Annotated in this window: 13 protein-coding genes and 2 tRNA genes; 4 read left to right on the top strand and 11 right to left on the bottom strand. The window is 70.9% G+C overall.

Going from position 1 to position 21,675, the window contains the following annotated elements:
* Positions 1-30: 30 nt before the first annotated feature.
* A complete protein-coding gene (locus N8N77_RS05870) occupies positions 31-1,464 on the bottom strand; it encodes a glyceraldehyde-3-phosphate dehydrogenase (protein WP_396652803.1) in 1,434 nt (477 codons plus the stop codon).
* 901 nt (positions 1,465-2,365) lie between these two features.
* Between N8N77_RS05870 and N8N77_RS05875 the strand changes: the two genes are divergently transcribed.
* On the top strand, positions 2,366-3,205 hold the full coding sequence (locus N8N77_RS05875) for an AAA family ATPase (protein ID WP_261165374.1): 840 nt from the start codon (positions 2,366-2,368) through the stop codon (positions 3,203-3,205).
* A gap of 100 nt (positions 3,206-3,305) precedes the next feature.
* A complete protein-coding gene (locus tag N8N77_RS05880; RefSeq protein WP_261165376.1) occupies positions 3,306-4,202 on the top strand; it encodes an isoprenylcysteine carboxylmethyltransferase family protein in 897 nt (298 codons plus the stop codon).
* Between the two features lie 113 nt (positions 4,203-4,315).
* Here N8N77_RS05880 and N8N77_RS05885 read toward each other — a convergent pair whose 3' ends face one another.
* The 9 genes from N8N77_RS05885 to N8N77_RS05925 form a co-directional block, all read right to left on the bottom strand.
* Positions 4,316-12,049 carry a DUF11 domain-containing protein gene (locus tag N8N77_RS05885; protein WP_261165378.1) on the bottom strand — a complete coding sequence of 2,578 codons (7,734 nt, stop codon included), beginning with the start codon at positions 12,047-12,049 and terminating at the stop codon, positions 4,316-4,318.
* Positions 12,050-12,219: 170 nt separating this feature from the next.
* Entirely contained in the window at positions 12,220-13,170 is a 951-nt protein-coding gene (locus N8N77_RS05890; protein WP_261165380.1) for a hypothetical protein, read from the bottom strand.
* Positions 13,171-13,279: 109 nt separating this feature from the next.
* Positions 13,280-13,978 (bottom strand): hypothetical protein, encoded by a 699-nt coding sequence (locus N8N77_RS05895; protein ID WP_261165382.1) that lies wholly within the window; start codon positions 13,976-13,978, stop codon positions 13,280-13,282.
* Positions 13,979-14,090: 112 nt separating this feature from the next.
* A tRNA-Ser gene (locus N8N77_RS05900) sits at positions 14,091-14,180 on the bottom strand.
* A 44-nt stretch (positions 14,181-14,224) separates the two neighbouring features.
* Positions 14,225-15,562, bottom strand: a complete 1,338-nt coding sequence (locus N8N77_RS05905; protein WP_261165384.1) for an LCP family protein — start codon at positions 15,560-15,562, stop codon at positions 14,225-14,227.
* A gap of 13 nt (positions 15,563-15,575) precedes the next feature.
* Positions 15,576-15,663 (bottom strand) — tRNA-Ser (locus N8N77_RS05910).
* A gap of 145 nt (positions 15,664-15,808) precedes the next feature.
* Positions 15,809-16,630: an HAD family hydrolase gene (locus tag N8N77_RS05915; protein ID WP_261165387.1), complete on the bottom strand. Its 822-nt coding sequence runs from the start codon at positions 16,628-16,630 to the stop codon at positions 15,809-15,811.
* Positions 16,631-16,705: 75 nt separating this feature from the next.
* Positions 16,706-17,989 carry a serine--tRNA ligase gene (serS, locus tag N8N77_RS05920; RefSeq protein ID WP_261165388.1) on the bottom strand — a complete coding sequence of 428 codons (1,284 nt, stop codon included), beginning with the start codon at positions 17,987-17,989 and terminating at the stop codon, positions 16,706-16,708.
* An 87-nt stretch (positions 17,990-18,076) separates the two neighbouring features.
* Positions 18,077-18,310 (bottom strand): hypothetical protein, encoded by a 234-nt coding sequence (locus N8N77_RS05925; RefSeq protein ID WP_261165389.1) that lies wholly within the window; start codon positions 18,308-18,310, stop codon positions 18,077-18,079.
* Between the two features lie 178 nt (positions 18,311-18,488).
* On the opposite strand from N8N77_RS05925, the gene N8N77_RS05930 reads away from it, so the two are divergent.
* Positions 18,489-19,097, top strand: coding sequence for a GNAT family N-acetyltransferase (locus N8N77_RS05930; RefSeq protein ID WP_261165390.1), 609 nt, complete (start codon positions 18,489-18,491; stop codon positions 19,095-19,097).
* A 58-nt stretch (positions 19,098-19,155) separates the two neighbouring features.
* The gene (locus N8N77_RS05935) at positions 19,156-20,196 is read left to right on the top strand and encodes a diacylglycerol kinase family protein (protein ID WP_261165391.1); all 1,041 of its coding nucleotides are present in this window, start codon (positions 19,156-19,158) and stop codon (positions 20,194-20,196) included.
* A 12-nt stretch (positions 20,197-20,208) separates the two neighbouring features.
* Here N8N77_RS05935 and cls read toward each other — a convergent pair whose 3' ends face one another.
* Positions 20,209-21,615, bottom strand: coding sequence for a cardiolipin synthase (gene cls / locus N8N77_RS05940; protein WP_396652804.1), 1,407 nt, complete (start codon positions 21,613-21,615; stop codon positions 20,209-20,211).
* Positions 21,616-21,675: the final 60 nt, after the last annotated feature.

A 21,675-nucleotide genomic window follows, 5' to 3' on the forward strand; every position in this document is an offset into this window, starting at 1 on the left:
CACCGGGAACCGGCCTCTCCCGCGGCGACGTCAGACCACGGCCGAGACGGGCGCCGGAACCGCCTCCACGGCCACCGGCTCGTGCTCGGGCAGGACGATCGGATGTGCGCCGGCCATCCGCTCCAGCACGCGCACCACCTGGCAGGAGTAGCCGAACTCGTTGTCGTACCAGACGTAGAGCACGACGTTCTCGTCGCCGTCGGCGATCGTCGCCAAGCCGTCCACGACGCCGGCGCGGTTGCTGCCGACAAAGTCGGTCGAGACGACCTCGGGCGATTCGACGTAGTCGATCTGCTGGCGCAGGGGCGAGGTGAGCGACGTCCGCCGCAGGTAGCCGTTGATCTCGTCGCGCGTCACCGCTCGACCCAGCCGCAGGTTGAGGATGGCGAGCGACACGTCGGGGGTGGGCACGCGGATCGCGGAGCCGGTGAGCCGGCCCTTCAGCTGGGGCAGCGCCTTGGCGACGGCCTTGGCCGCGCCCGTCTCGGTGATGACCATGTTGAGGGTGGCAGCCCGGCCGCGCCGGTCCCCCTTGTGGAAGTTGTCGATGAGGTTCTGGTCGTTCGTGAACGAGTGCACGGTCTCGACGTGCCCGCGCTCGACGCCGTAGGCCTCGTCGAGCGCCGCGAGCACCGGAGTGATGGCGTTCGTCGTGCACGAGGCGGCCGACAGGATCGCATCGCCCGGCGCGATGTCGTCGCCGTTGACGCCGTAGACGATGTTCTTGATCGCGCCCTTCCCGGGGGCGGTGAGCAGCACGCGCGCCACGCCCTTCGAGCGCAGGTGCTGGCCGAGCCCCTCCTCGTCGCGCCAGCGCCCGGTGTTGTCGACCACGATGGCGTCGCTGATCCCGTACCGGGTGTAGTCGATGGCGGCGGGGTCGTCCGAGTGGATCACCTGAATGAGCGTGCCGTTGGCGAGGATCGTCTGGTTTTGCTCGTCCACTTCGATCGACCCCTGGAACGCGCCGTGCACCGAGTCGCGGCGCAGCAGGCTCGCCCGCTTGCGCAGGTCGTTCTCGCCTCCCCGGCGAACGACGATGGCACGCAGGCGCAGCCCCGATCCCCGGCCGGCGTGCGCGATGAGGATGCGGGCGATAAGGCGGCCGATGCGCCCGAAGCCGTAAAGCACCACGTCGGTGGGTGCCGGCGCCTCCGCTCCGACCACCTCGGCGAGCTCGGAGCGCAGGAAGTCGGCCAGCTCGGCACGCTCGTAGGTGCCGCCCTGCGCGTCGAAGCGTCCGATGAGGCGGGCGATGTCGACGGACGCGGCCCCGAGGTCGAGGCTCTCGAGCGTCTCGAGCACCGCGAGCGTCTTGGCCGGGTCGAGGGCCTCGTCCGCCGTCTGCCGCGCGAAGCGGTGCGCCTTGAGGATGTCGATGGGCGAGCCGCCCACCAGGCGACGGCCGTGGATCGACGGCACGATCCCGTGCTCGCGATACAGCCGGCCGATGACCGGGATCATCCGCTCTGCGAGTTCCTCGCGAGCGGTCCACGCCGACTGCTGCTCTTCGTACTGGCCCACGTCACTCCTTCGCTTGTGGCGACTCCGCGTTGCCAGCCTAGGAACGTCGGGGGCGGTCTTATCGCGCCGAACGAGCGCAAGAATCGGCGATCTTTCGCCGCGCGCAAGTCGTGCGCTTCCGGTGCCCGGGGAGCGACGCCGTAGGCTTGGAGGACATCGCCAGACCCCGTTCGCGGGTCGCGTCCGAGGGGGATCAGCATGCAGTACGTACCCACGTGGCCGGTCATCTCCGCACGCATCGACGCGGACGGGAACGGCGTGCTCCTCATGAACGACGCCGAGCACCCCATCGCCACCGACTCCGCCGAGAACGCCCGGCGCGAGGTCGTGCGCTTCTGCGCCGAGACGGCTCAGCGCCTCCAGCGGCCCGTGCGTGTCACGGTGGAGGAGCCCGACGCGACCTGGCCCCTCATCGTCCACCCCGACGGCAGGGTCGACGCCGCGGAGGAGACCTCCGACCAGCCGGCCCCGGCCCCGGTCGCTGCGGACACCGAGCCCGCGGCGACCGCGTTCGCAGGCCCCCGCCGCTCGAGCCACGGGCCCCCCCCCCCCTTCGGGGGCCCCCCCCGCCGAAGCCGGGGAGGGCGCCGAAGCCGGCAGCCCGATCGAGCCGGCCGCACCCGTCACGGCAACCGACCTTGCCGCCCCGGCCTCGGCCGACGTCGCCCGCGCTCAGCCCGCCCCGCTGCCGCTGCCCACCCCGGCGAGCGCCGCGCCGCCCGCCCCGGGCATCCCTGCAGCCCGCCAGATCACGCCGCAGACGCGCCGCTCCTTCATCGCGCCCGAGCGCCTCGAGGAACCGGCCACGCGCGGCTTCCGCGGTGCGCTCGCCCGCGCCGGGATGCGCGTGCCGCCGAGCGCGGCCGAGCGCGCCGAGCGCGAGGACCAGGCCGCGGTCTCCCAGCACTGGCCCGGCCCCCGCACGATCGCCGTCGTCAACGGCAAGGGGGGCGCGAACAAGACGCCCACGACGATCCTGCTCTCGGCGGTCTTCGCCCGCTACGGCGGCGCGGGCGTGCTCGCGTGGGACAACAACCAGACGCGCGGCACGCTGGGCTGGCGCACCGAGCAGGGCCCGCACGAGGCCACGCTGCACGACCTGCTGCCCGAGACCGAGCGACTGCTGTCGACGAACGCGCAGTCCGCCGAGCTGGCGCGCTTCGTGCACCACCAGTCGCGCGACCGCTACGACGTGCTCCGTTCGCAGCCGATGGTGTTGGCCAGCCAGCAGCGCGTCTCGTCGGAGGACGTCGACCGCATCCACGCGGTGGCGGCCAAGTACTACCGTCTCATCGTCATGGACTCCGGCAACGACGAGTCCGACCCGATGTGGCTGCGCATGATCGACCACACCGATCAGCTGGTCGTTGCCACCTCGTCACGCGCCGAGCACGCCGAGGCCGGGGCCCTGCTGCTCGAGGCGCTCGCCGAGCGCGACGAGCGCTCCGCCGCCCTCTCGCGCAACGCCGTGGCCATCGTGAGCCAATCGGACGAGAAGGCCACGGCGTCCGAGATCCGCCGGATCGAGGACGGCTACAGCGAGCTGGTGCGCGAGGTCGTGCGCATCCCCTACGACCCCGGCATGGGCGCGGCACAGCTCCACTACCGCGTGCTGCGACCCGACACGCAGCGCGCCTGGCTGGCGGCGGCCGCCGCGATCGCTCGCGGCCTCGGGGGCTGAGACGCGCACGTCGTCGTCGCCGCGGATCGGTCGCGGCGCGTCACTGGGGCGGTGGTACTTCGCCGCCCAAGCGGCCGGCGGCGGCGCATGGTGGCTGGCGGTGGCGACGCTGCCGTGGCTTCGAGAGGCGACCCTCGGGCACCTCGACCCGGTGCTTCTCGCGATCCTCGACGTGCCGTTGTTCGTGCTCGCCTCCGCCGCGGCGGCCGGGGGCTCACGAGTGGCGGTGGTGATCGCCACCGGCTGGACGTGTCTCGTCGCGGCGGGGATGGTCGTCTACGCCACCGCAACCGGCCTGGCAGGCTGGGGCGCCCTCGCGATGATCGCGGCGGCATGCGGGTCCGGCGCGGCGGCCGGCCTGGCGACGCTCGGGCGCGTACCCGTCGACCGGCTCCTGCGCGGTCCCCTCGCCTTCCGCGCGGCACGACCGCGCGCGGGTGCGCTGCGCCACCTTGCGCTGACGGCCGCTCAGACCGTGTGCTTCTGGGGGCTCTTCCTGGCCGTCATTCCGCCCGCCGTGGCGCTCATCGAACGGCGCTGGGGCCTGGACGCCGCCTTCGCGCCCGTGGCGACGCCCATGGGACTCGCCCTGCTCCTGCTCGCCAGCGGCCTGGGGCTCTGGGCGGCCTGGTCGATCGCAACCCGCGGCGACGGCACTCCGCTGCCCTCGGCCATGCCGAACCGACTCGTCGTGGCGGGTCCCTACCGCCTCGTGCGCAACCCGATGGCCGTTGCGGGCATCCTGCAGGGTGTCGCCGTCGGGTTGCTCCTGTCGTCGTGGCTGACGGTCACCTACGCGCTGTGCGGCGCTGTGCTCTGGCACGTCTTCGTCCGCCCCCTGGAGGAGTCGGACCTCGAGGCGCGGTTCGGTGACGAGTACCGCCACTACCGAAGCGCGGTGAGGTGCTGGTGGCCGGTATGGCGACGTCGTCCCGCTCGTCTCACCTCCGCCCGCGCCGACCGCGGCGCCGACGAGACATCCGTTTCCGCTCTGTAGATCACCGGCAGCAGCGCGGAGGCCGTGCCGCAACGGCGCTGAGCGGTCGCCACGCGGAAGAGCCCCCTCCCGAGAGAGGGGGCTCTTCCGCGCGTGGGACGGTCGGCGGTGGATCAGGCGGCGGGCTCGGAGTCCCTGGCGCGGCGGCGGGCGATCAGGATCGCCCCGCCCCCGAGCAGCAGGATCGCTGCTCCCAGCGCCGCGATCCAGGCGATCGTGCCGCCCGTGGCCGCCAGCCCCGGCGGCTCCGCGAGGTCGTGGCTCGTGCACAGCGACGACTCGGGGGCGCAGATGGGCTCCTCGCCCGTGACCGCGATGACGTTGCCGAGGTGGTGATCCCCCTGCTCGTCGTACGACTTCACGGTCACCGTGTAGACGACCGTCACGGTCTCGCCGGACGAGACGGCGCCCGTCACGCGGATCGTGTCGCCTTCACGCACGGCGGTCACCGACGCATCCGACGACCGGGGCTCGTCCGTCACCGTGGCGTCATCGAGCACATCGACCAGGTGGTCGGTGTAGTCGATCTCCGCGTCGGCGGCCTCCGCGTTGGTCGAGACGTTCTCGAACGTCAGCGTGTACGTCACCTGGCGGCCCGGCTGCAGCGTCGTGCCCGACGCCGGGTCGGCGGACTTCGATGCCACGACGTTCGACACGGGGTTCACCGTGCAGTCCGAACGCTGCGGATCGACCGGGGCGCAGTGGTCTGCGGGGTCTGTCCCGGCCGGCACGAGCGCGTTGCCGAGGCGGTCGTCGCCGCGCTGGCCGTCCTCGTTGACGGTGACCGTGTACGTGACCGTCACCCGCTGCCCCGGCGCGAGGGTGCCCGTGACCGAGAACCGCTCGTCCTCCACGGTCGACGCGGCCAGCGCATCGTCCGAGGCGACCGGCTGCGCGCTCACCGTCGCGTCGTCCAGCACCTGCGTGAGCACGTCATCCCGCGCCACGTCGACGTCGGCCTCGCCGATGTTCTCGAAGTGCAGGGTGTACGTGACCTCCTGTCCCGGTCGCACCGTCGTTCCCGAGGCGGGGTCCACGGTCTTCCAGTCGTCCAGCTCCCCGATGGGGTGCGTGGTCGTCGGCGGCTCGAACGGGTCGCAGTCGTCGCATTCCTGGGGCGGCACGTCGGGGGTCAGGATGTTCGACGCGACGTTGTCGCCGCGGTCGCCGTCCGCCCGGATCGTGACCTGGTACGTCACCGTGATTGTCTGGTCGGGCTGGATGGTGCCCGTCACGCGGATGCGCTCGCCCTCGCGCACCGCCGTCACGGCGGCGTCCGACGGCACCGGCTCGCCCGTCACCTCGGCGTCGTCCAGCACGTCCGACAGGTCGTCGGTCGAGTCCAGTGCGCCGGCGGCCTGGCCGTCGTTGGTCCACGACAGCGTGTAGGTGACCACATCACCCGCCTGCAGGGCCTCCCCCGATGCAGGGTCGGACGTCTTCGCCGGGACGATGTGCGGCAGCGGCGTCGTCACCGTCACCGGCGGCTCGCACACCTCCGGGCTGGCGCACACGGCGCCGGCCACGTTCTCGAGCACGTGATCGCCCGCGTTCGTCACGGTCACCGAGTAGGTCAGCGTCACCCGCTCGCCGGCGGCCAGCGCGCCCCACCACGCCAGGGTCGGCGCCTCGAACGACACCTCGCCCGCCGACGCCTCCGCGTCGTCGTTGAACACCGCGTCATCCAGCACGCCCGACAGGTCGTCGCTCACCCTCGCCGGCGTCTCGGCCGTGTAGTCGCCCTTGCCGTCGTTCTCGATCGTGACGGTGTACGTCACCTCGTCGCCGGTGTTGACGCCCGCGACGGCGTCGGACGTCTTCTCCACCGACACATGACGGATCGGGTTCTGCGTGCGGCAGGTCGGGTCGTCGGGGTGGCAGCCGTCCTCGCCGCCGAGCACGTTGGCGAGGATGTGATCGCCCTGCTGATCGAACGGGTTCACCGTCACCGTGTACGACACGGTGTAGATCTCGTCCGCCGGCACCGTTCCGTCGATGTCGAGCTGCGTGCCGTTGAGCACCGCCGTCAGCGCCGGGTTCGAGGTCGTCGGCCCGCCCGTGAGCGTGGCGTCGTCGAGCACCGCCGACAGATCGTCGAAGGTGTCCACGGTGGCATCCGCCTGACCGGTGTTCTCGAAGTACAGCGTGTAGGTGACCTCCTGCCCGGCGACCACCGAGGTGCCGGAGGCCGGGCTCACCGACTTGCGGTCCTGCAGCGCCGAACCCGGAATCTGCACCGAGCGGCACGGGTCGGCCGGATCGGCCGCCAGCTCCGCGGGCAGGCACGCCACGTTCAGCAGCACGTTGTCTCCGGTCGACGCGTCGTACCTCACCGAGTACGTCACGATCGCGGCCTCGCCCGCCGGGAGTGCGCCCGACCACTCCAGCGTCTGGCCGTCCTCGTCGAACGTCACCGTCCCGACGTCCGCGCTGGCGTCGTCGTTGTAGGTGGCGTCGTCGAGCACCGCTCCGAGGTCGTCGGTGAACGCGCCCGGCGCCGTGGCCGTGAAGTCGCCCGGGCCGACGTTCTCCACCGTGACCGTGTACGTCACCGTGCCGCCGTCGACGGGCAGCTCGGTGGTGTCGGCGACCTTGGTGTGCGTGAGGCGCGGCAGCAGCAGCTCGGTCGTGGCGCAGGGCCGGCCGGTGTCGGGATCGATGCCGTCGACCGGCGGGTCGCACGACGGCGTGGTCGTGTCACACTCGGCGTCGGCCGGGTCACAGTCCGGACCGAACGCCACGTTGCGCACGACACCGTCGCCGCCCGCGGCGAGGGTGACCGAGTACGTGATCGTCACCGTCTCGCCGGCCTCAAGGGCACCGGCCCAGCTCAGGATCGGCTCGGCGAACAACGGCGCCGGCCCGACCGAGGCCTCGGCGTCGCCGTTGAACCGCGCGTCGTCGAGCACGCCGGAGAGGTCGTCGAGCACCACGGCCGGGTGATCGTCGGTGTAGTCGGCCGTGCCGGTGTTCTCGGCCGTGACCGTGTACGTGATCGTGTCGCCCTGGCGCGAGTCGGCGGTCGCGTCGGAGGTCTTGGTCACGGCGAGCTGACGCGCCGTCACCGTCACGGGGTGGTCCTCCACCTCGCCGGCCGTTGCCGCGCCGGTCGGGGCGAACGTCGTCACGTCGGCCGGGAAGAGGCGGAAGCGCGCAAACGTGTCGGCCGTGACCGTGCCCGCCGGGAAGGTGAGCTCGTACGGGGCGGTTCCCGAGTTCGCGGGTACGGCGACGGTGACGAGCTCGCCGGCGTCGAAGGTGCCGCTGCCGTCCAGATCGATCCAGCCGGCGAGGGTCGCCGCCGCGGCGGTGGCGTTCGTCGCCGACACCGTGACCGTCGTCTCGTCGCCGACCGTCACGACGATCGGCTCCGCGATGCCGTCCTCGTCCGCGATGCGGTTGAGATCGTCGCCGTCGGCGCCGGACGCGGGCTGCCCGTCCGGATCGAAGTCGATCGCCGTGCCGATGGTCAGGCCCTGCACGATGGTGTGACGCGGGCCGTCGGTCGCGAGGTCCGTGCGGTACGAGTTCGGCGCGTCGCCGAAGTCCTCGCACGCGGGGGGCTGGATGCCGAGGTCGCCGTCGCCGTCGAAGCCGAAGCCGGAGCCCGCTCCGCCTTCCCAGCGGACCTCGAAGGAGCTCTTCCCCTCGAGAACGACCTGGAAGCGGCTCCAGGGGTCGCTGTTGGCCGGCTCGGTGCCGGTGAAGACGATGTTGCCGCCGGTCTGCGTGATGGTGACCGAGCTCTCCTGGCTCACGCCGTAGGCGGCCAGGTCGTCAGCGTCGAAGATCGCGCGCTCCGTGATGGTCCCGTCGGCGCTCCGGTCCATGTCGCTCACGGTGAAGACGCCGTTGATCTCGACGGGCGTCGTCGTGCCCGCCTCGTAGAACGAGTACTGCAGCGTCGCGGCCGGGTCGATCTGCCATGCCGCGTCGTCGCCGAAGACGTGGAAGCCGTTCGGCGGCGCGCCGCCGCCTCCGGCCTCACGCATGTCGCCGGCGGCGACCCGGACGAACATGTCGACCGCCACGCCGCCCACGACCGTCACGTTGCGATAGCGCGCCGTCGATCCGACGCCGCCCGTTCCCGTGAGGTCGGCCGCAGCAGGCTGAGCGAACGTAAAGGCGTAGTACTCCGCCCCCGTGGTCGTGCAGGTGTCGGACTGCACGAGGCGCTCGAACAGCACCCGGTAGTCCTCGACCTCACCGTCCGGCGCCGCACCGGTCGGCTCGGTGATCGCCGCCGCGTCCGTCGAGTACCGCACCCGCACATACGACGAGATCCCCGCCGGGTTCGTGCCCTGCGTGAACGTCACATCGTTCGCCCCGGTCGTCACCGGCTGAGCGTTCGCGACCCGCTCGCCGTCGTCCGCGAAGTCGCCGTCCTGGTTCCAGTCCACCCACACGCTCACGAAGCCGTCCGCCGACGCCTCCACCTCGAGCGTGTTCTGCACCGCCTGCAGCGACGCCGGGTCCAGCCCCGTCCGCAGCGTCGAATTCGGGTACCCCAGCGCCGGGTTGAACGCCACACCATCCTCGTCCGCGACACCCGTGGTGTCGTCGCCATCCGCCGCAGCTGTCGGCTGGCCATCCGCGTCGATATCGACCGTCTCGCCGAGATATACCCCCGGAGAGATCGCGTGCCGCGGACCGTCGCTTCCGCGGTCGGTGCTGTACGAGTTCGGTGCGTCACCGAAGTCCTCGCACGCGGGGGGCTGGATACCGAGGTCGCCGTCGCCGTCGAAGCCGAAGCCGGAGCTTCCGAATCCGTCCCACTCCACGTCGAGAGCGCTGCGGTCCTCGATGAGGACCTGGAAGCGGCTCGCCATGTCTCCGTTGTTGTTGCCGTTTCCGTTGAACGCCACCGTGTCGTCAGACGCCACAACCTCGACGAGGCTGCCCTCGGCGACGCTGTATGCGGCAAGATCGGCCGCCTGGAACGTGGCGCGCTCCTGAGTGAGAGGCGGCCCGTCCATGTCGTTGACTGTCCATACGGCGTTCACCTCGACAGGCGTTGTCGTACCAGCTTCGTAGAACGCATAGGAGATCGTTGCGTTGAACCTGACGTTCCACGCTGCGTCGTCCTCGAGGACGGTATACCCGTTCGGGGGCCACGCACCGTTGTACATCGCGCCCGCCACTGTTGTGGCAACCATGTCAACGGGAACGCCATTGACGACTGTCACGTTTTCATATCGGGCACTCGATCCGATGCCGCCCGTGCCCGTCAAGTCGACCGGCTGAGCGAACGTGAAGGCGTAGTACTCCGCCCCGGTGGTCGTGCAGGTGTCGGACTGCACGAGGCGCTCGAACAGCACCCGGTAGTCCTCGACCTCACCGTCCGGCGCGGCACCGGTCGGCTCGGCGATCGCCGCCGCGTCGGTCGAGTACCGCACCCGCACATACGACGAGATCCCCGCCGGGTTCGTGCCCTGCGTGAACGTCACATCGTTCGCCCCGGCCACCACCGGCTGCGCGTTCGCGACCCGCTCGCCGTCGTCCGCGAAGTCGCCGTCCTGGTTCCAGTCCACCCACACGCTCACGAAGCCGTCCGCCGACGCCTCCACCTCGAGCGTGTTCTGCACCGCCTGCAGCGACGCCGGGTCCAGCCCCGTCCGCAGCGTCGAATTCGGGTACCCCAGCGCCGGGTTGAACGCCACACCATCCTCGTCCGCGCCGTCGCCGTCCGCCGCCTGACCCGGCTGGCCGTCGGTCTCGATGTCGATCGAGGAACCGAGCATCACCGGCGCGGTCTGCGCAGGCTCGTCGTAGCCGGGCACCGCGTGGCGGGGCCCGTCGGAGGCGAGTGTCGTGCCGTAGTCGTCGGGCGCGTCACCGAAGTCGATCGGCGTCGGCGCGTTGAAGCAGCGCGCACCATCGTTGCCGGCGCTCGCGGGCCCGTCGGCGAAGTACTGCACGTCGCCGTTCGACATGTCGACCCGCCAGATGCCGCCGGTCGTGTTCTCGGACGCGTACATGTATCCGTCGGAATCCGCATAAGTGGCACCGAACCCGACGGACGCGTAGGTGCCGTTGGGGTGCCGCATGGGCCCCACGGCGTCGACCAGCTCGACGGCGTTGGTCGTGGTGTTGAACCTCAGCAGGGAGTACTGCCGGGGAGACTGCGTTGCCGGCCCCGAGCCGAACCCGTAGAGGTTGCCGTCATCGACGCTGTACGCCCAGTCGGGCATTCCGGCGGTCACCCCGCTCGGAAGAGCCGCCGTTCCGGCGGCCACGACCTGGAAGAACGTGGGCGAGTCGGGGTCCATGTCGATCTTCGCCCACGGCATCGTGTTCGAGTTGATGGCCACCCAGTAGTTGCCGTCCGCGTCGAACTCACCCGTTGTGGGAAGGCTGGAGACCAGTTGCGAGGGCATCCCAGGGAACGTTTCCCAGTTCTCGGGCATCCCCATGTATTCGACGGCGTAGTTGGCTCCTACGCGCGTCACGGTGAACTCGCCCGACGAAAGCGACATGGCGTACATGTAGTCGTCGATCGGGTTGTAACCGAACGCGTTCGAGACGGCGGCGAAGTCCTCTGCCTCAGTGGTGAACTCCCCCGTGACGAGGTTCACGGCGAAGGCGTCGGTCGCGGTGGCGCCCGACGGAGTCTGGAACAGGTAGCCGTACGGGTCGCTCGTGCACACGAACAGCGACGGGGACGGCGCGGGCTCCGTCACGGTGAGCGTGGTGTTGGCGTTGGGGACGAGGTTGGCGACCGTCGTCGTGAGGTTGCTGGTGTCGTTCGTGTAGCTGCCGGGGGCGTCGGACGTGACGTTGATGGTGATCTCGCACGTTGCGCCGGGAGCGACGCTGACGCCCGACACGGAGAACTGCGTGGCTCCCTGCGTGGCATTCGCGGTGGGAGCGCCACAGGCGCCGTTGTTCGACACGGTGCCGTTGGCGAGGGTGACTCCTGCAGGCAGGGAGTCGGTGAATCCGAGCGGCGTCAGCGTGGGCTGGGTGGGCTCGTTCGGGTTGCTGATCGTGAACGTCAACTGGCTGGTCTGGCCGACGGTGATGCTGGCCGGGCTGAACGCCTTCGTCAGCGGGGCCGTGGGGTACGACAGCGTGTAGCTCCACGAGTCGTTGTGTCCCGCGCCCGTGAGCGTACTGTTCGCGGTGTTGTTGACCAGGTTGAACGTCGTGATGGGGCTGGCCGACGTGAGGCGGAAGGAGCCGCAGCCTCCGTTCGGGTTGCTGCCGTCGTTTCCGGCGCACCCGGTGTTCAGCGCCGCCTGGAGGCCGGAGTTCAGCGTGGTGCCCGATACCTCGAGGGCGTTGTTCTTGGCGAGCTGAGTCAGCGTGCCACCTCCGGTCACACCGAGGCGAGACGCGTCGAGGTTCGTCACGTGGATGACCGGGGCGATGATCGGCTTGCTGAACTCCACGGATGACGTGCGGGAACCCCCACCCGACGGCGGGCCGGCGCAGTTGCCGTCCGCTCCGCGGGCCTCGGCCGGAGCATCCGGTTCGAGGAACGCCGGCACGTTGTTCCATCCGGCGCTTCCCGCGCCGAACGGGTTGCAGCTTCCCGTGAGCTGGGTGATCCTCTCCGTGGCCGTCACTCCGCTGTTGAACGTGAGGGTCCTGGTGGCACCGACGCCGGATCCTGTGACCGTCGACACGTTCGTCACCCACTGCTGGGAGGGCGCGGTCGCGGCGGCGGCCGGCGACGGCTCGCCGATGGCCACCGCGGCGAGCGGCGTCAGGAGCCCCGCGACCACCGCGACCACGGCGAGCGCCGCGGTGCCGGGATTCGGCGCCGCCAGTCTGCGACGAGTGCCGCGGCGACGCCCGCTCTCGCTCGAGTTCCCGCCCTTGCGCAGCCAGCCGAAACGACTCACACTTCCCCCACTCCAGACGCGGGACGCCTGGCGCCCTCACACAGCTCGAGCGGCGCCTCCCGAACCGGGAGCGCGCCGCCTCTGAAGTCTTCCTACCAGAATTCCGGTCCACTCCCCGACGAATTCATCCGGAACTTCACCCGTGTCGGGTCACGCCCGCGGCAGGGGCGTCAGTCGATCGCGGCGAGCTGCGCCTCGACCGACCGGTAGAGCGCGCGCGATGCGGTGAAGCGCGCCTCGTCGTCGGGCTGCTCGATCGCGGCGACGTAGACGCGCACCGTGCCCTCCGCCGTGGCGACATCCTTCGCCGAGAGCAGGCTGCTCGTCTCGAGCGTGCCCGTCTTGATCCCGACGACGCCCGGATCGGCGAGCAGCTCGTTCGTGTTCTCGACCAGACCGGCACCGGGCAGGTCGACGGTGGGCGTTGCGACGATCTCGGCGATCACGGGGTGCGCCATAGCGAGCCGCCCGAGTTCGATGAGCGCGGCCGCCGTGGCGGTGTTGCGCGGGTCGATGCCCGTGGGCTCCACGATCGTGATCTCGTCCAGGCCGTGGCGGTCCAGGTAGGCGTCGGCGGCGGCGGCGAAGGCGGCGTCGTCGCCCCAGATCTCGATCACGAGGATGTCGGCGTAGTTGCACGCGGAACCGATGAGCATGCCCTGCAGCAGCTGGAACTGCGTCAGCGTGCCGCCCGCCGGCACGGGCAGCGCCGACTCGCCCCGGGCGAGGTACTCCTCGTATGACGCGTTCCACCGCGAGACGAAGTGGTACTCGTCCCCCTGCTCGCCCGCCGCGAGCGGGCGCTCCTCGAGCACCATCAGGGCGGTGACGAGCTTCGTGATGCTCGCCATGGGCACGGCATGGTCGGCGATGCTGTGCACCTCGCCGTCGCCGACGGCCACGGCGGCCGAGCCCTTCGCCGGCCACGCGATGAGTGTCGGATCAAGGGCATGGAGGTCGGCCGGCGCCGTCTCGGCGACCGCTCCGGACGTGTCTCCCTCGGCGCCGAGCAGGCCGTTCGTGATCCCGGCCGCCCCGGACCCGAGGACGACGGCGACCACAGCGATGACGATCGTGCGCGCGAGGCGGCGCCGGCGACGAACACTCAGCGAGCGCCACATGCGCCTGGGGGGAGCGTGGGAGTCCATGTCACTCCCACAATGGCATACGCGGCGGCACGTCCCCGGCGGTCGCCGCCGCGAACGGCGATGGCTGTGCGTCCGCGCCGGCTCACCGCGTCGCCGCGATCGGCTCCGCCCCCTCGCGCCCCTCGGCCTCCATCCGGTCCTGTCGAGCGACGGTCGCGACGATCGCGACGAGCAGGATCAGTTCGAAGGCGTTGGTGGCGGCGCCGCTCGGCAGCGGGATCGGCACGGAGCTGCCCGCGAGCATCAGCACCGTGCCGATGCAGAGCCAGGGCCACCGCTGGCGCATCCACGCGACGATGCCCGCCAGAAGGAGCGCCGCGGCCACAACGAGAACCATCACCGGCGGCCCTCCCGGAGCCCGCTCGTTCGCGTAGCTGAGCGCCCCATGCTCCCGCTCGGCGACGAGTTGCGCCGGCATCGCGCCCGTGACGATCTCGAACACGATGAGGGCCGCCGTGACGACCAGGGCGATGACGAGCACCCACCGCCGGCGCGCCCAGCCGACGCCCGACCGCGCCAGCACATGCCAGGCGACGATCACGAGCAACGGGGTCAGCAGGGCGTGCAGCCAGTACCGGGCCCCGTTGAGGACCTCGAGCACGCCGCCCTCGCCGATCACGACGCCGAGGGCGATGACGGCGTTGTCGTACACGAGCCCCGCGATCACGAGCAGCACGAGATCGGAGGCCACGACGCGACCCCGACGCGCGACGCGCATCGCGGCCCACACCCCCAGCGCGACGTAGGCGAGCGCGAAACCGAGAAAGATCAGGCTGTCCATTGGCACCTCCGTGTCCCCGCCACGCTAGGCGCCGTCGCCGCGGCGCCGGAGGGGGTTGCGCCCGCGGCGGGGAACGCGAAAGGCCCCTCCCGGTCATCGGGAGGGGCCGCTGCGGAGACGGAGGGATTTGAACCCTCGGTCCCCTTAAAGGGGACTCCACCTTAGCAGGGTGGTGCACTAGGCCTGACTATGCGACGTCTCCAGGCACCCGCGGGCGGGTGCACCCGTCCATGTTACCCGATCTCGTCAGCCGAGATTTCCGGCCGAGCATCGCCGGTCAGCGGCCGTCTGCCCCGGCGTATTGGATCCGAGCTCAACGGGGCCGGCGCTCTCCTCGGGAGCCGGCGTTGCCGGGTCACTCGGCGCGGGCTGCTCCTCGGGCGACGCAGGCGCGCCCGCGTCGGGAGCGGTCTCGCCCTCGGGCGCCTGCTCGCCGGAACCGCCGTCCGCCTCGTCCTGCGCCACCGACCCGGTTCCCTCCGCGGAAAGCTGGATCGGGACGTTCGCGTTGATCGCGTCGAACAGCTGCTGCGCCGACTGCTCGTCGGCGATGCGACGGTTCGCGTCGGCGGGGTCGACGAAGACCGGGTACTGCACGAAGACGAAGTCCTCGTAGGGCACGTCCCTGACGGCGAGCGCCATCTGCGCGAGATAGATGGGGTCGCCCAGCGCCGAGGTCTTCTCGATGTTCTCGACCACCGCACGGGCCAGGTTGTACACGGTGCCCCAGTTGCCGAGCACCTCGTCGCTGACCATCTTGTTCACCAGCGCCGACATGAACACCTGCTGGTTGCTGATGCGGGCGATGTCGCTGCCGTCGTCCACGCCATGGCGGGTGCGAAGGAAGGCCAGCGCCCGGTCGCCGCTGATCGTGTTCTCACCGGCCGCGAAGTCCGCGCCCGACTCGGGGTCGTGGATGCCGCCGGCCACGCAGACCGTCACCCCGCCGATGGCGTTGGTGATGTCGATCACCCCGCCCCACGTCACGCTTGCGGCATGGTCGATGGTCTGGCCCGTGAGCTGCTCCACCGTCTTCACCGTGCAGTTGAGCCCGCCGTACGAGTACGCGGCGTTGATCATCTCGCGGCCGTCGCCACCGACGTTACCCTCCTCGTCCTCGCAGGCCGGGATGTAGGTGACGAGGTCGCGCGGGAAGCTGACGACGGTGACGCGACGCGGCTCGGGCGAGATGTGCATGAGCATGAGCACGTCGCTGCGGGCGCTCTCGAGCTCGAGGCCGTTCTCGTCGTAGTCGTCGGGATCATCGGAGCAGCGGTTGCCCATGATCTCGTGGTGCTCCCAGTCGCACACGTCGAGACCGGCGAGCAGGATGTTGAAGCCGCGGTTGTCGAGCTCGGCGATCGCCGGGGCCTCGCTCTGCCCGTCGAGGTCGACGGTGTTCTCCGAGGCGAACGTGGAGGTGAGGTCGTAGACGACGTAGCCGATGACGCCCAGCCCGGCGACGAGCACGGTGGAGAGGGCGATGGCGAGGAACGCGAGCGCCTGGCGCACCGGGTTCGACTTGGGCAGCTGCCCATGGCGCGCCACGGTCCGCCGCACGTGGCGCTTCGACGACTCGCTCATCCGTTCCCTTTCGTGGCGGAGGGTGTGGGATTCGAACCCACGGGACATCTCTGCCCGCTGGTTTTCAAGACCAGATCCTTCGGCCGCTCGGACAACCCTCCAGGCGTCTCCGCCGGGCACCGAGTCTAGTAGACAGACCTCGGCGGCCATTCTGGCGGCGCGATCTGGGGGATCTCTGTGCGGCGCGCCGCCGTTCGCACCCGTGCCGCACCGCGGGCGCGACGCCTTGCGCCGTCCGCCCGCGGCTCAGACGAGCCCGAGGGTCTGGAACACCGTCGCGACGCCACCGTCCTCGACGTCGTCGGTGATGTCGGTGGCCTCGTGACTGACCTCCTCCGGGGCCTGCCCCATGGCGAACGCCCGGCCGCCGTTCTGGGCCGCCCAACGGAACATCCCGATGTCGTTACGGCCGTCGCCGATCACGACGACGTCACCGGCCGCGAACCCGGTGAGCTCGCACACGCGCGCCAGGGCGGTGCTCTTGTCCACGCCCTTCGGGGCGATGTCGAGCCACGCCGTCCAGCCCACCGCGTACGAGACCTGGTTGAGGCCCATGCGATCGACCATCTCGACGAAGTCCGCCTCGGTGTGCTCGGGCGAGACCACCACGACGCGCGAGACCATGAGGCCCTTCATCTCCGACAGCTCCACCTGCTGCGCGTTGGCGCGGTGCAGGCCCCAGTCATCCACGTAGTGCGTGTAGAGGCGGGTGCCGTCGGGCAGCTCGACGAGGTAGTTCGCGTCGGGCAGGTGCGTCTCGAGCAGCTCGATCACCTCGGTGCAGTCGAACTGCTCGGTGAAGTGCCGGATGTACCCGGAGTCGGAGGCGTCGTCGCGGATCAGGATCGCCGCACCGTTGGAACACACGACGTACTCGGGACGGATGTCGAGACCGCGCAGCACGTGGGCGGTCGCCTCCCAGCTGCGGCCGGTCGCGAGGGTGACGAGGTGCCCGTTCTCGACGGCGGCCTGAACCGCGTCGACGACACCGGGGCTGAACGTCTCGTCCTCGAGGAGGACCGTCCCGTCGATGTCCAGGGCCACAAGACGACGGGTTGCAGAGCTCATGCGGCCCAGTCTATGGGCCGGCGCGGAGGCTCCGGTCCGGGCCCAGCGGGGGCCCGGGAAGGCATGGGCAGCGGGTCAGGAGACCGGCTCGAGCACCTCGAGGCCGCCCATGTACGGCACGAGCGGGGCCGGCACCTTCACCGATCCGTCCGGCTGCTGGTGCGTCTCGAGCAGCGCGACGATCCAGCGCGTGGTGGCGAGCGTGCCGTTGAGCGTGGCGACGTGCTGCGTGCGGCCGCCGTCCTCCGCACGGTGACGCACGTTCAGCCGGCGCGCCTGGTAGGTCGTGCAGTTCGACGTCGACGTCAGCTCACGGTAGGCACCCTGCGTCGGCACCCACGCCTCGGTGTCGTACTTGCGCGCCGCGCTCGACCCCAGGTCGCCCGCGGCCACGTCGATCACGCGGTACGCGAGACCGAGCGACTGCAGCATCCGCTCCTCGAGAGCGAGCAGGCGCTCGTGCTCGGCCTCGGCTTCATCGGCGGTGGTGTACGAGAACATCTCGAGCTTGTTGAACTGGTGCACGCGGATGATGCCGCGGGTGTCCTTGCCGTGCGAACCGGCCTCACGGCGGTAGCACGTGGACCAGCCGGCATAGCGCACGGGGCCGTTGGAGAGGTCGATGATCTCGTCCTTGTGGTACCCGGCGAGCGCCACCTCGCTCGTGCCGACCAGATACATGTCGTCGGCCTCGAGGTGGTAGATCTCGTCGGCGTGGGCGCCGAGGAAGCCGGTGCCGGCCATGATGTCGGGCCGCACCAGGGTGGGCGTGATCATGGGCGTGAAGCCCTGCTCCAGCGCCACGCTGAGCGCGTAGTTCATGAGCGCGATCTCGAGCCGCGCGCCGACACCCTTCAAGAAGTAGAAGCGCGCTCCCGAGACCTTCGCGCCGCGCTCCATGTCGATGGCGCCGAGCCTCTCACCGAGGGCGAGGTGGTCGAGCGGGCCGTTCGGGAACTCGGCGGGATCGAAGCTGCGGATCTCGCCGACCTCGCGTAGCGTGACGAAGTCATCCTCGCCACCCTCGGGCACGCCGTCGATGACGACGTTCTCGATGCGCGCCATCGCGGCGGCGAACGCCTCCTCGGCGTCGTTGGCGGCCTGCTGCGCGTCCTTGACCCGGGCCGCGAGCTCCTTCGCCTGCGCGACGAGGGCGGGCTTGTCCTCCTTCGGCGCCTGCGCCACCGTCTTGCCGAACGCGTTCTGCTCGGCGCGCAGCTCCTCGAAGGCGGTCAGCGCGGCGCGGCGGGCCTTCTCGGCCTCCACGGCGGCCTCGACCGTCTCGGGCGAGTGCCCGCGCGCCACCTGCGAGCGGATGACGAGGTCGGGGTTGTCGCGCAGAAGGGCCGGATCGATCACGCGGTCAAGTCTAGGGCGGAGGGAGGGGCGCGCCGCATGCGCTGCAGCGGCGACCCGCCCTCCGGCGGCAAACGAGTCCGTGCGCCCCTAGTCGCTCTCGGCGCCGGCGTCAGAGTCGTTGGCGGTGTCCGCGGGCTCGCGATCGTCGGCGGGCGTACCGCCATCCTCGTCGTCGACCGGCGGATGCTCCCCGCCGACCGGGTCCTCCCCTGCCGGCAGATCAGGGTTCTCACCGATGATCGGGTCCTCCCCGAGCGGCAGTTCCGGGTCCTCGCTGACATGGTCGTTCACCGCGTCGCGGCGGTCGTCGTTGCTCGTCATGCCGTACCTCCTTCTCCCTTCTCACTGTGCCGTGGCGCGGCGGATGACGGGAGGGCATTGACGCCGGCGGCCGTACCTGCCACCGCCGGTGGTCCACGCCCGACACCGATACGCCACGGCCGCGAGGACAGCCCGCCGCCACGGGGCGGCCGTCCGACCGCCGCGATAGCGTGGCCGCATGCCGCATCCCGTCACCGAGAGCAGCCTCACCGACGATCCCCTGCGGGCCGTGGACTGGCCCGTCCGCACCGAGCGCCTGCTGCTGCGCCGCACGACGGCTGCCGACATCGATGCGATGTGGGAGTTCCGCCGCCTGCCTGACGTCGGCATGTGGATCGGGGGCGCCCCCGACACCTTCGAGGGCCATCGCGCCCGCATGCGGCGCAGGGCCTCCTCGCTCGTCACCGTTGCCCTGCCCGGCGACGGTGGCGACGACACGGTGATCGGGGAACTCATGATTCGCATCGAGGACGGCTGGGCACAGGCCGAGGTGGCCGCGGCCGCCCGCGGCGTGCAGGCCGAGGTGGGCTGGAGCCTCGACCCCGCCTTTCAGGGCCGCGGCTACGCCACCGAGGCCGTGCGCGCCGCGATCGACCTCTGCTTCGGGCCGCTCGGGTTGCGACGGGTGCAGGCGAACTGCTTCGCGGCGAACGAGCCGTCGTGGCGCCTGATGGAGCGGCTCGGCATGCGCCGCGAGGCCCACACGATCAAGGACAGCCTGCACCGCTCGGGCGAGTGGATGGACGGTTTCACCTACGCCCTCCTTGCCGAGGAGTGGAACCGCTAGATCGTCCGGGCCTCACGCGCACCGCGGCATCGGCGGGCGCCCGCAATAGGCTGGCGGCATGGCCGAGACCGACGCGAAGCTCCGGGGCTCGGCCCGGCGCGCCGCCCTCGTCTACAACCCCTCGAAGGTGAACGGTGCCAAGCTGCGCGCCCTCGTGGAGGCGCAGTCCGCGCGCTCCGGCTGGGGCGAACCGATCCTGCTCGAGACGAGCGTGGAGGACCCGGGGCAGGGCATCACCCGCGAGGCGCTCGAGCAGGGCGCGGCCGCCGTGCTCGTCGCGGGCGGCGACGGCACCGTGCGCGCCGTCGCCGAGGTGATGGACGGCTCCGGCGTGCCGCTCGCGATCGTGCCGAGCGGCACGGGCAACCTGCTGGCCCGCAACCTGCTGCTGCCGCTGGGCGACCCGCAGGAGATGGTGCGCGCGGCGTTCGAGGGCGACACCGTGCCCGTCGACATCGGCATCGCGCGACTGCTGCGTGCCGACGGCAGCACCGAGGAGCATGCGTTCGTCGTCATGGCCGGCATGGGCCTGGACGCGGCGATGATCGCGAACACGAAGGCCGACCTGAAAAAGGCCGTCGGCTGGGTGGCGTACGTCGACGGTGCCGCGCGCTCGCTCATCGGCGCCCGCCCGTTCCGGATCGTCTACCAGACCGATCCGCGTCCCGGATCGAAGACCGCCACGCGCACCCTGACGCGTATCCACTCGGCGCGGGTGCAGAGCATCCTCGTCGCCAACTGCGGTGCGCTGCCCGCCGGGATCGCCCTGATCCCCGACGCGTCGATCATCGACGGCACCCTCGACGTCGCCATCATCCAGCCCACGGGACCGTTCGGCTGGCTGGGCGTGTGGCGCAAGGTGTGGTGGGACAACTCGGTGCTGCGGCGCTTCCGAGCGGGCAGGCGGATCGTGGAACGGCGCCACGACACCTCGGTGCGCTACCTGAGCGCCACGGTGATCGAGACGGCCACGCCCGATCCGCAGCCGATCGAACTCGACGGCGACGAGTTCGGCGAGGCCACGCGCATGGACTGCACGGTGCATCCCGGCGGGCTGCTCGCGGCCCTCCCGAGGGGCCACCCGATCGGCGCGCTCTGACGCGCCCGCGGCCTACTGCAGCGCCGAGGTGAGGCGCGCGAGGTTGTCGAGCACGCGCGAGCGCAGCGGCTGGGTGCGCCACTCCTCGAGGGTGAGCTCTCGGCTCAGGCTGCGGTAGGTGTCCTCCACCTCGCGCATCTGGCGCACGAACTCCTCGCCGCGCACGAGCAGCGAGATCTCCAGGTTCAGGCCGAACGAGCGCATGTCCATGTTGCTCGAACCGATCACGGCGACCTCGTCGTCGACCGTAAGCCCCTTGGTGTGCAGGATGTACGGCTTGCGGTACATCCAGATCCGCACGCCGGCCCGCAGCAGCGCCTCGTAGTAGCTGCGCTGCGCGTGGTAGACGACCGTCTGGTCCCCCACCTCCGAGACGAACAGCTCCACGCGCACGCCGCGGTCGCACGCGGCGGAGACGGCGAGCAGCAGCGCCTCGTCCGGCACGAAGTACGGGCTGATCATGATGATCTTCTCGCGCGCCGCGTAGATGAGCGAGAGGAACAGGCGCAGGTTGTTCTCCACCTCGAAGCCGGGACCGGACGGCACCACCTGGCAGTCGAGGTCGCCCGATCCGGAGGGCATCTCGCGCAGGTCCACGCCGTCGGGCACCGTGTCGGTCTCGCTGAACCAGTCGGACAGGAAGACCGCATCGACGCTCGAGACCACCGGCCCGTCCAGCCGCACCATGACGTCCACCCACTGCAGCCCGCGCCGGATGTTGGCGCGCAGGTTGTAGCTGCGATCGGTGACGTTCTGCGAGCCGAGGTAGGCCACCTGCCCGTCGACGACGAGGATCTTGCGGTGGTTGCGCAAATCGGGGCGCTGCCACTTGCCCTTGAGCGGCTGGATCGGCAGGGCGAAGCGCCAGTCGGCGCCCATCGCGTCGAGCCGGCGGATGGTGCGCCGGTGGAACGGCTTGACGAGGTTGGCCCAGTGGTCCAGCAGCACGCGCACCGTCACGCCCCGCGCGCAGGCGTCCTCGAGCGCGCGAAAGAACCCGTCGGTGGCCGCGTCCGACTTGAAGATGTAGAACTCGACGTGCACGTAGGAGCGAGCGCGGCGGATCTCGGCGGCCATCGCGTCGAGGCTCTGCTGATAGTCGGAGATGATGCGCACGCCGTTGTCACCCGAGATCGGCAGGGCGCCGAGCTCTCGGTTCATGCGCACGAGGGCCGTGAACCAGTCCGGCTGATCGGGGCGCAGGCTGCCGCCCTCGAGCATGTCGTTGACCTCGCGCAGGTACTCGTTCGTCTGCGCCTGGCGGCGCCGCTTGTCCCGCGGCAGACGGGGGCTGCCGATCAGCAGGAACAGCAGCAGGCCGGGGATCGGCAGCAGGAAGATCGCCAGCAGCCAGGCCATCGCGGAGGTGGGCTTGCGGTTGGCCGGCACGATGAGCACCGCGATGATCCGGATGGCCATGTCGACCGCCCAGACCGTGATCGCCCACCAGGATGCGCCCAGCGCACCCCACAGCCAGTT

Source organism: Microbacterium sp. Marseille-Q6965 (assembly GCF_946151065.1).
Classification (GTDB): Bacteria; Actinomycetota; Actinomycetes; order Actinomycetales; family Microbacteriaceae; genus Microbacterium.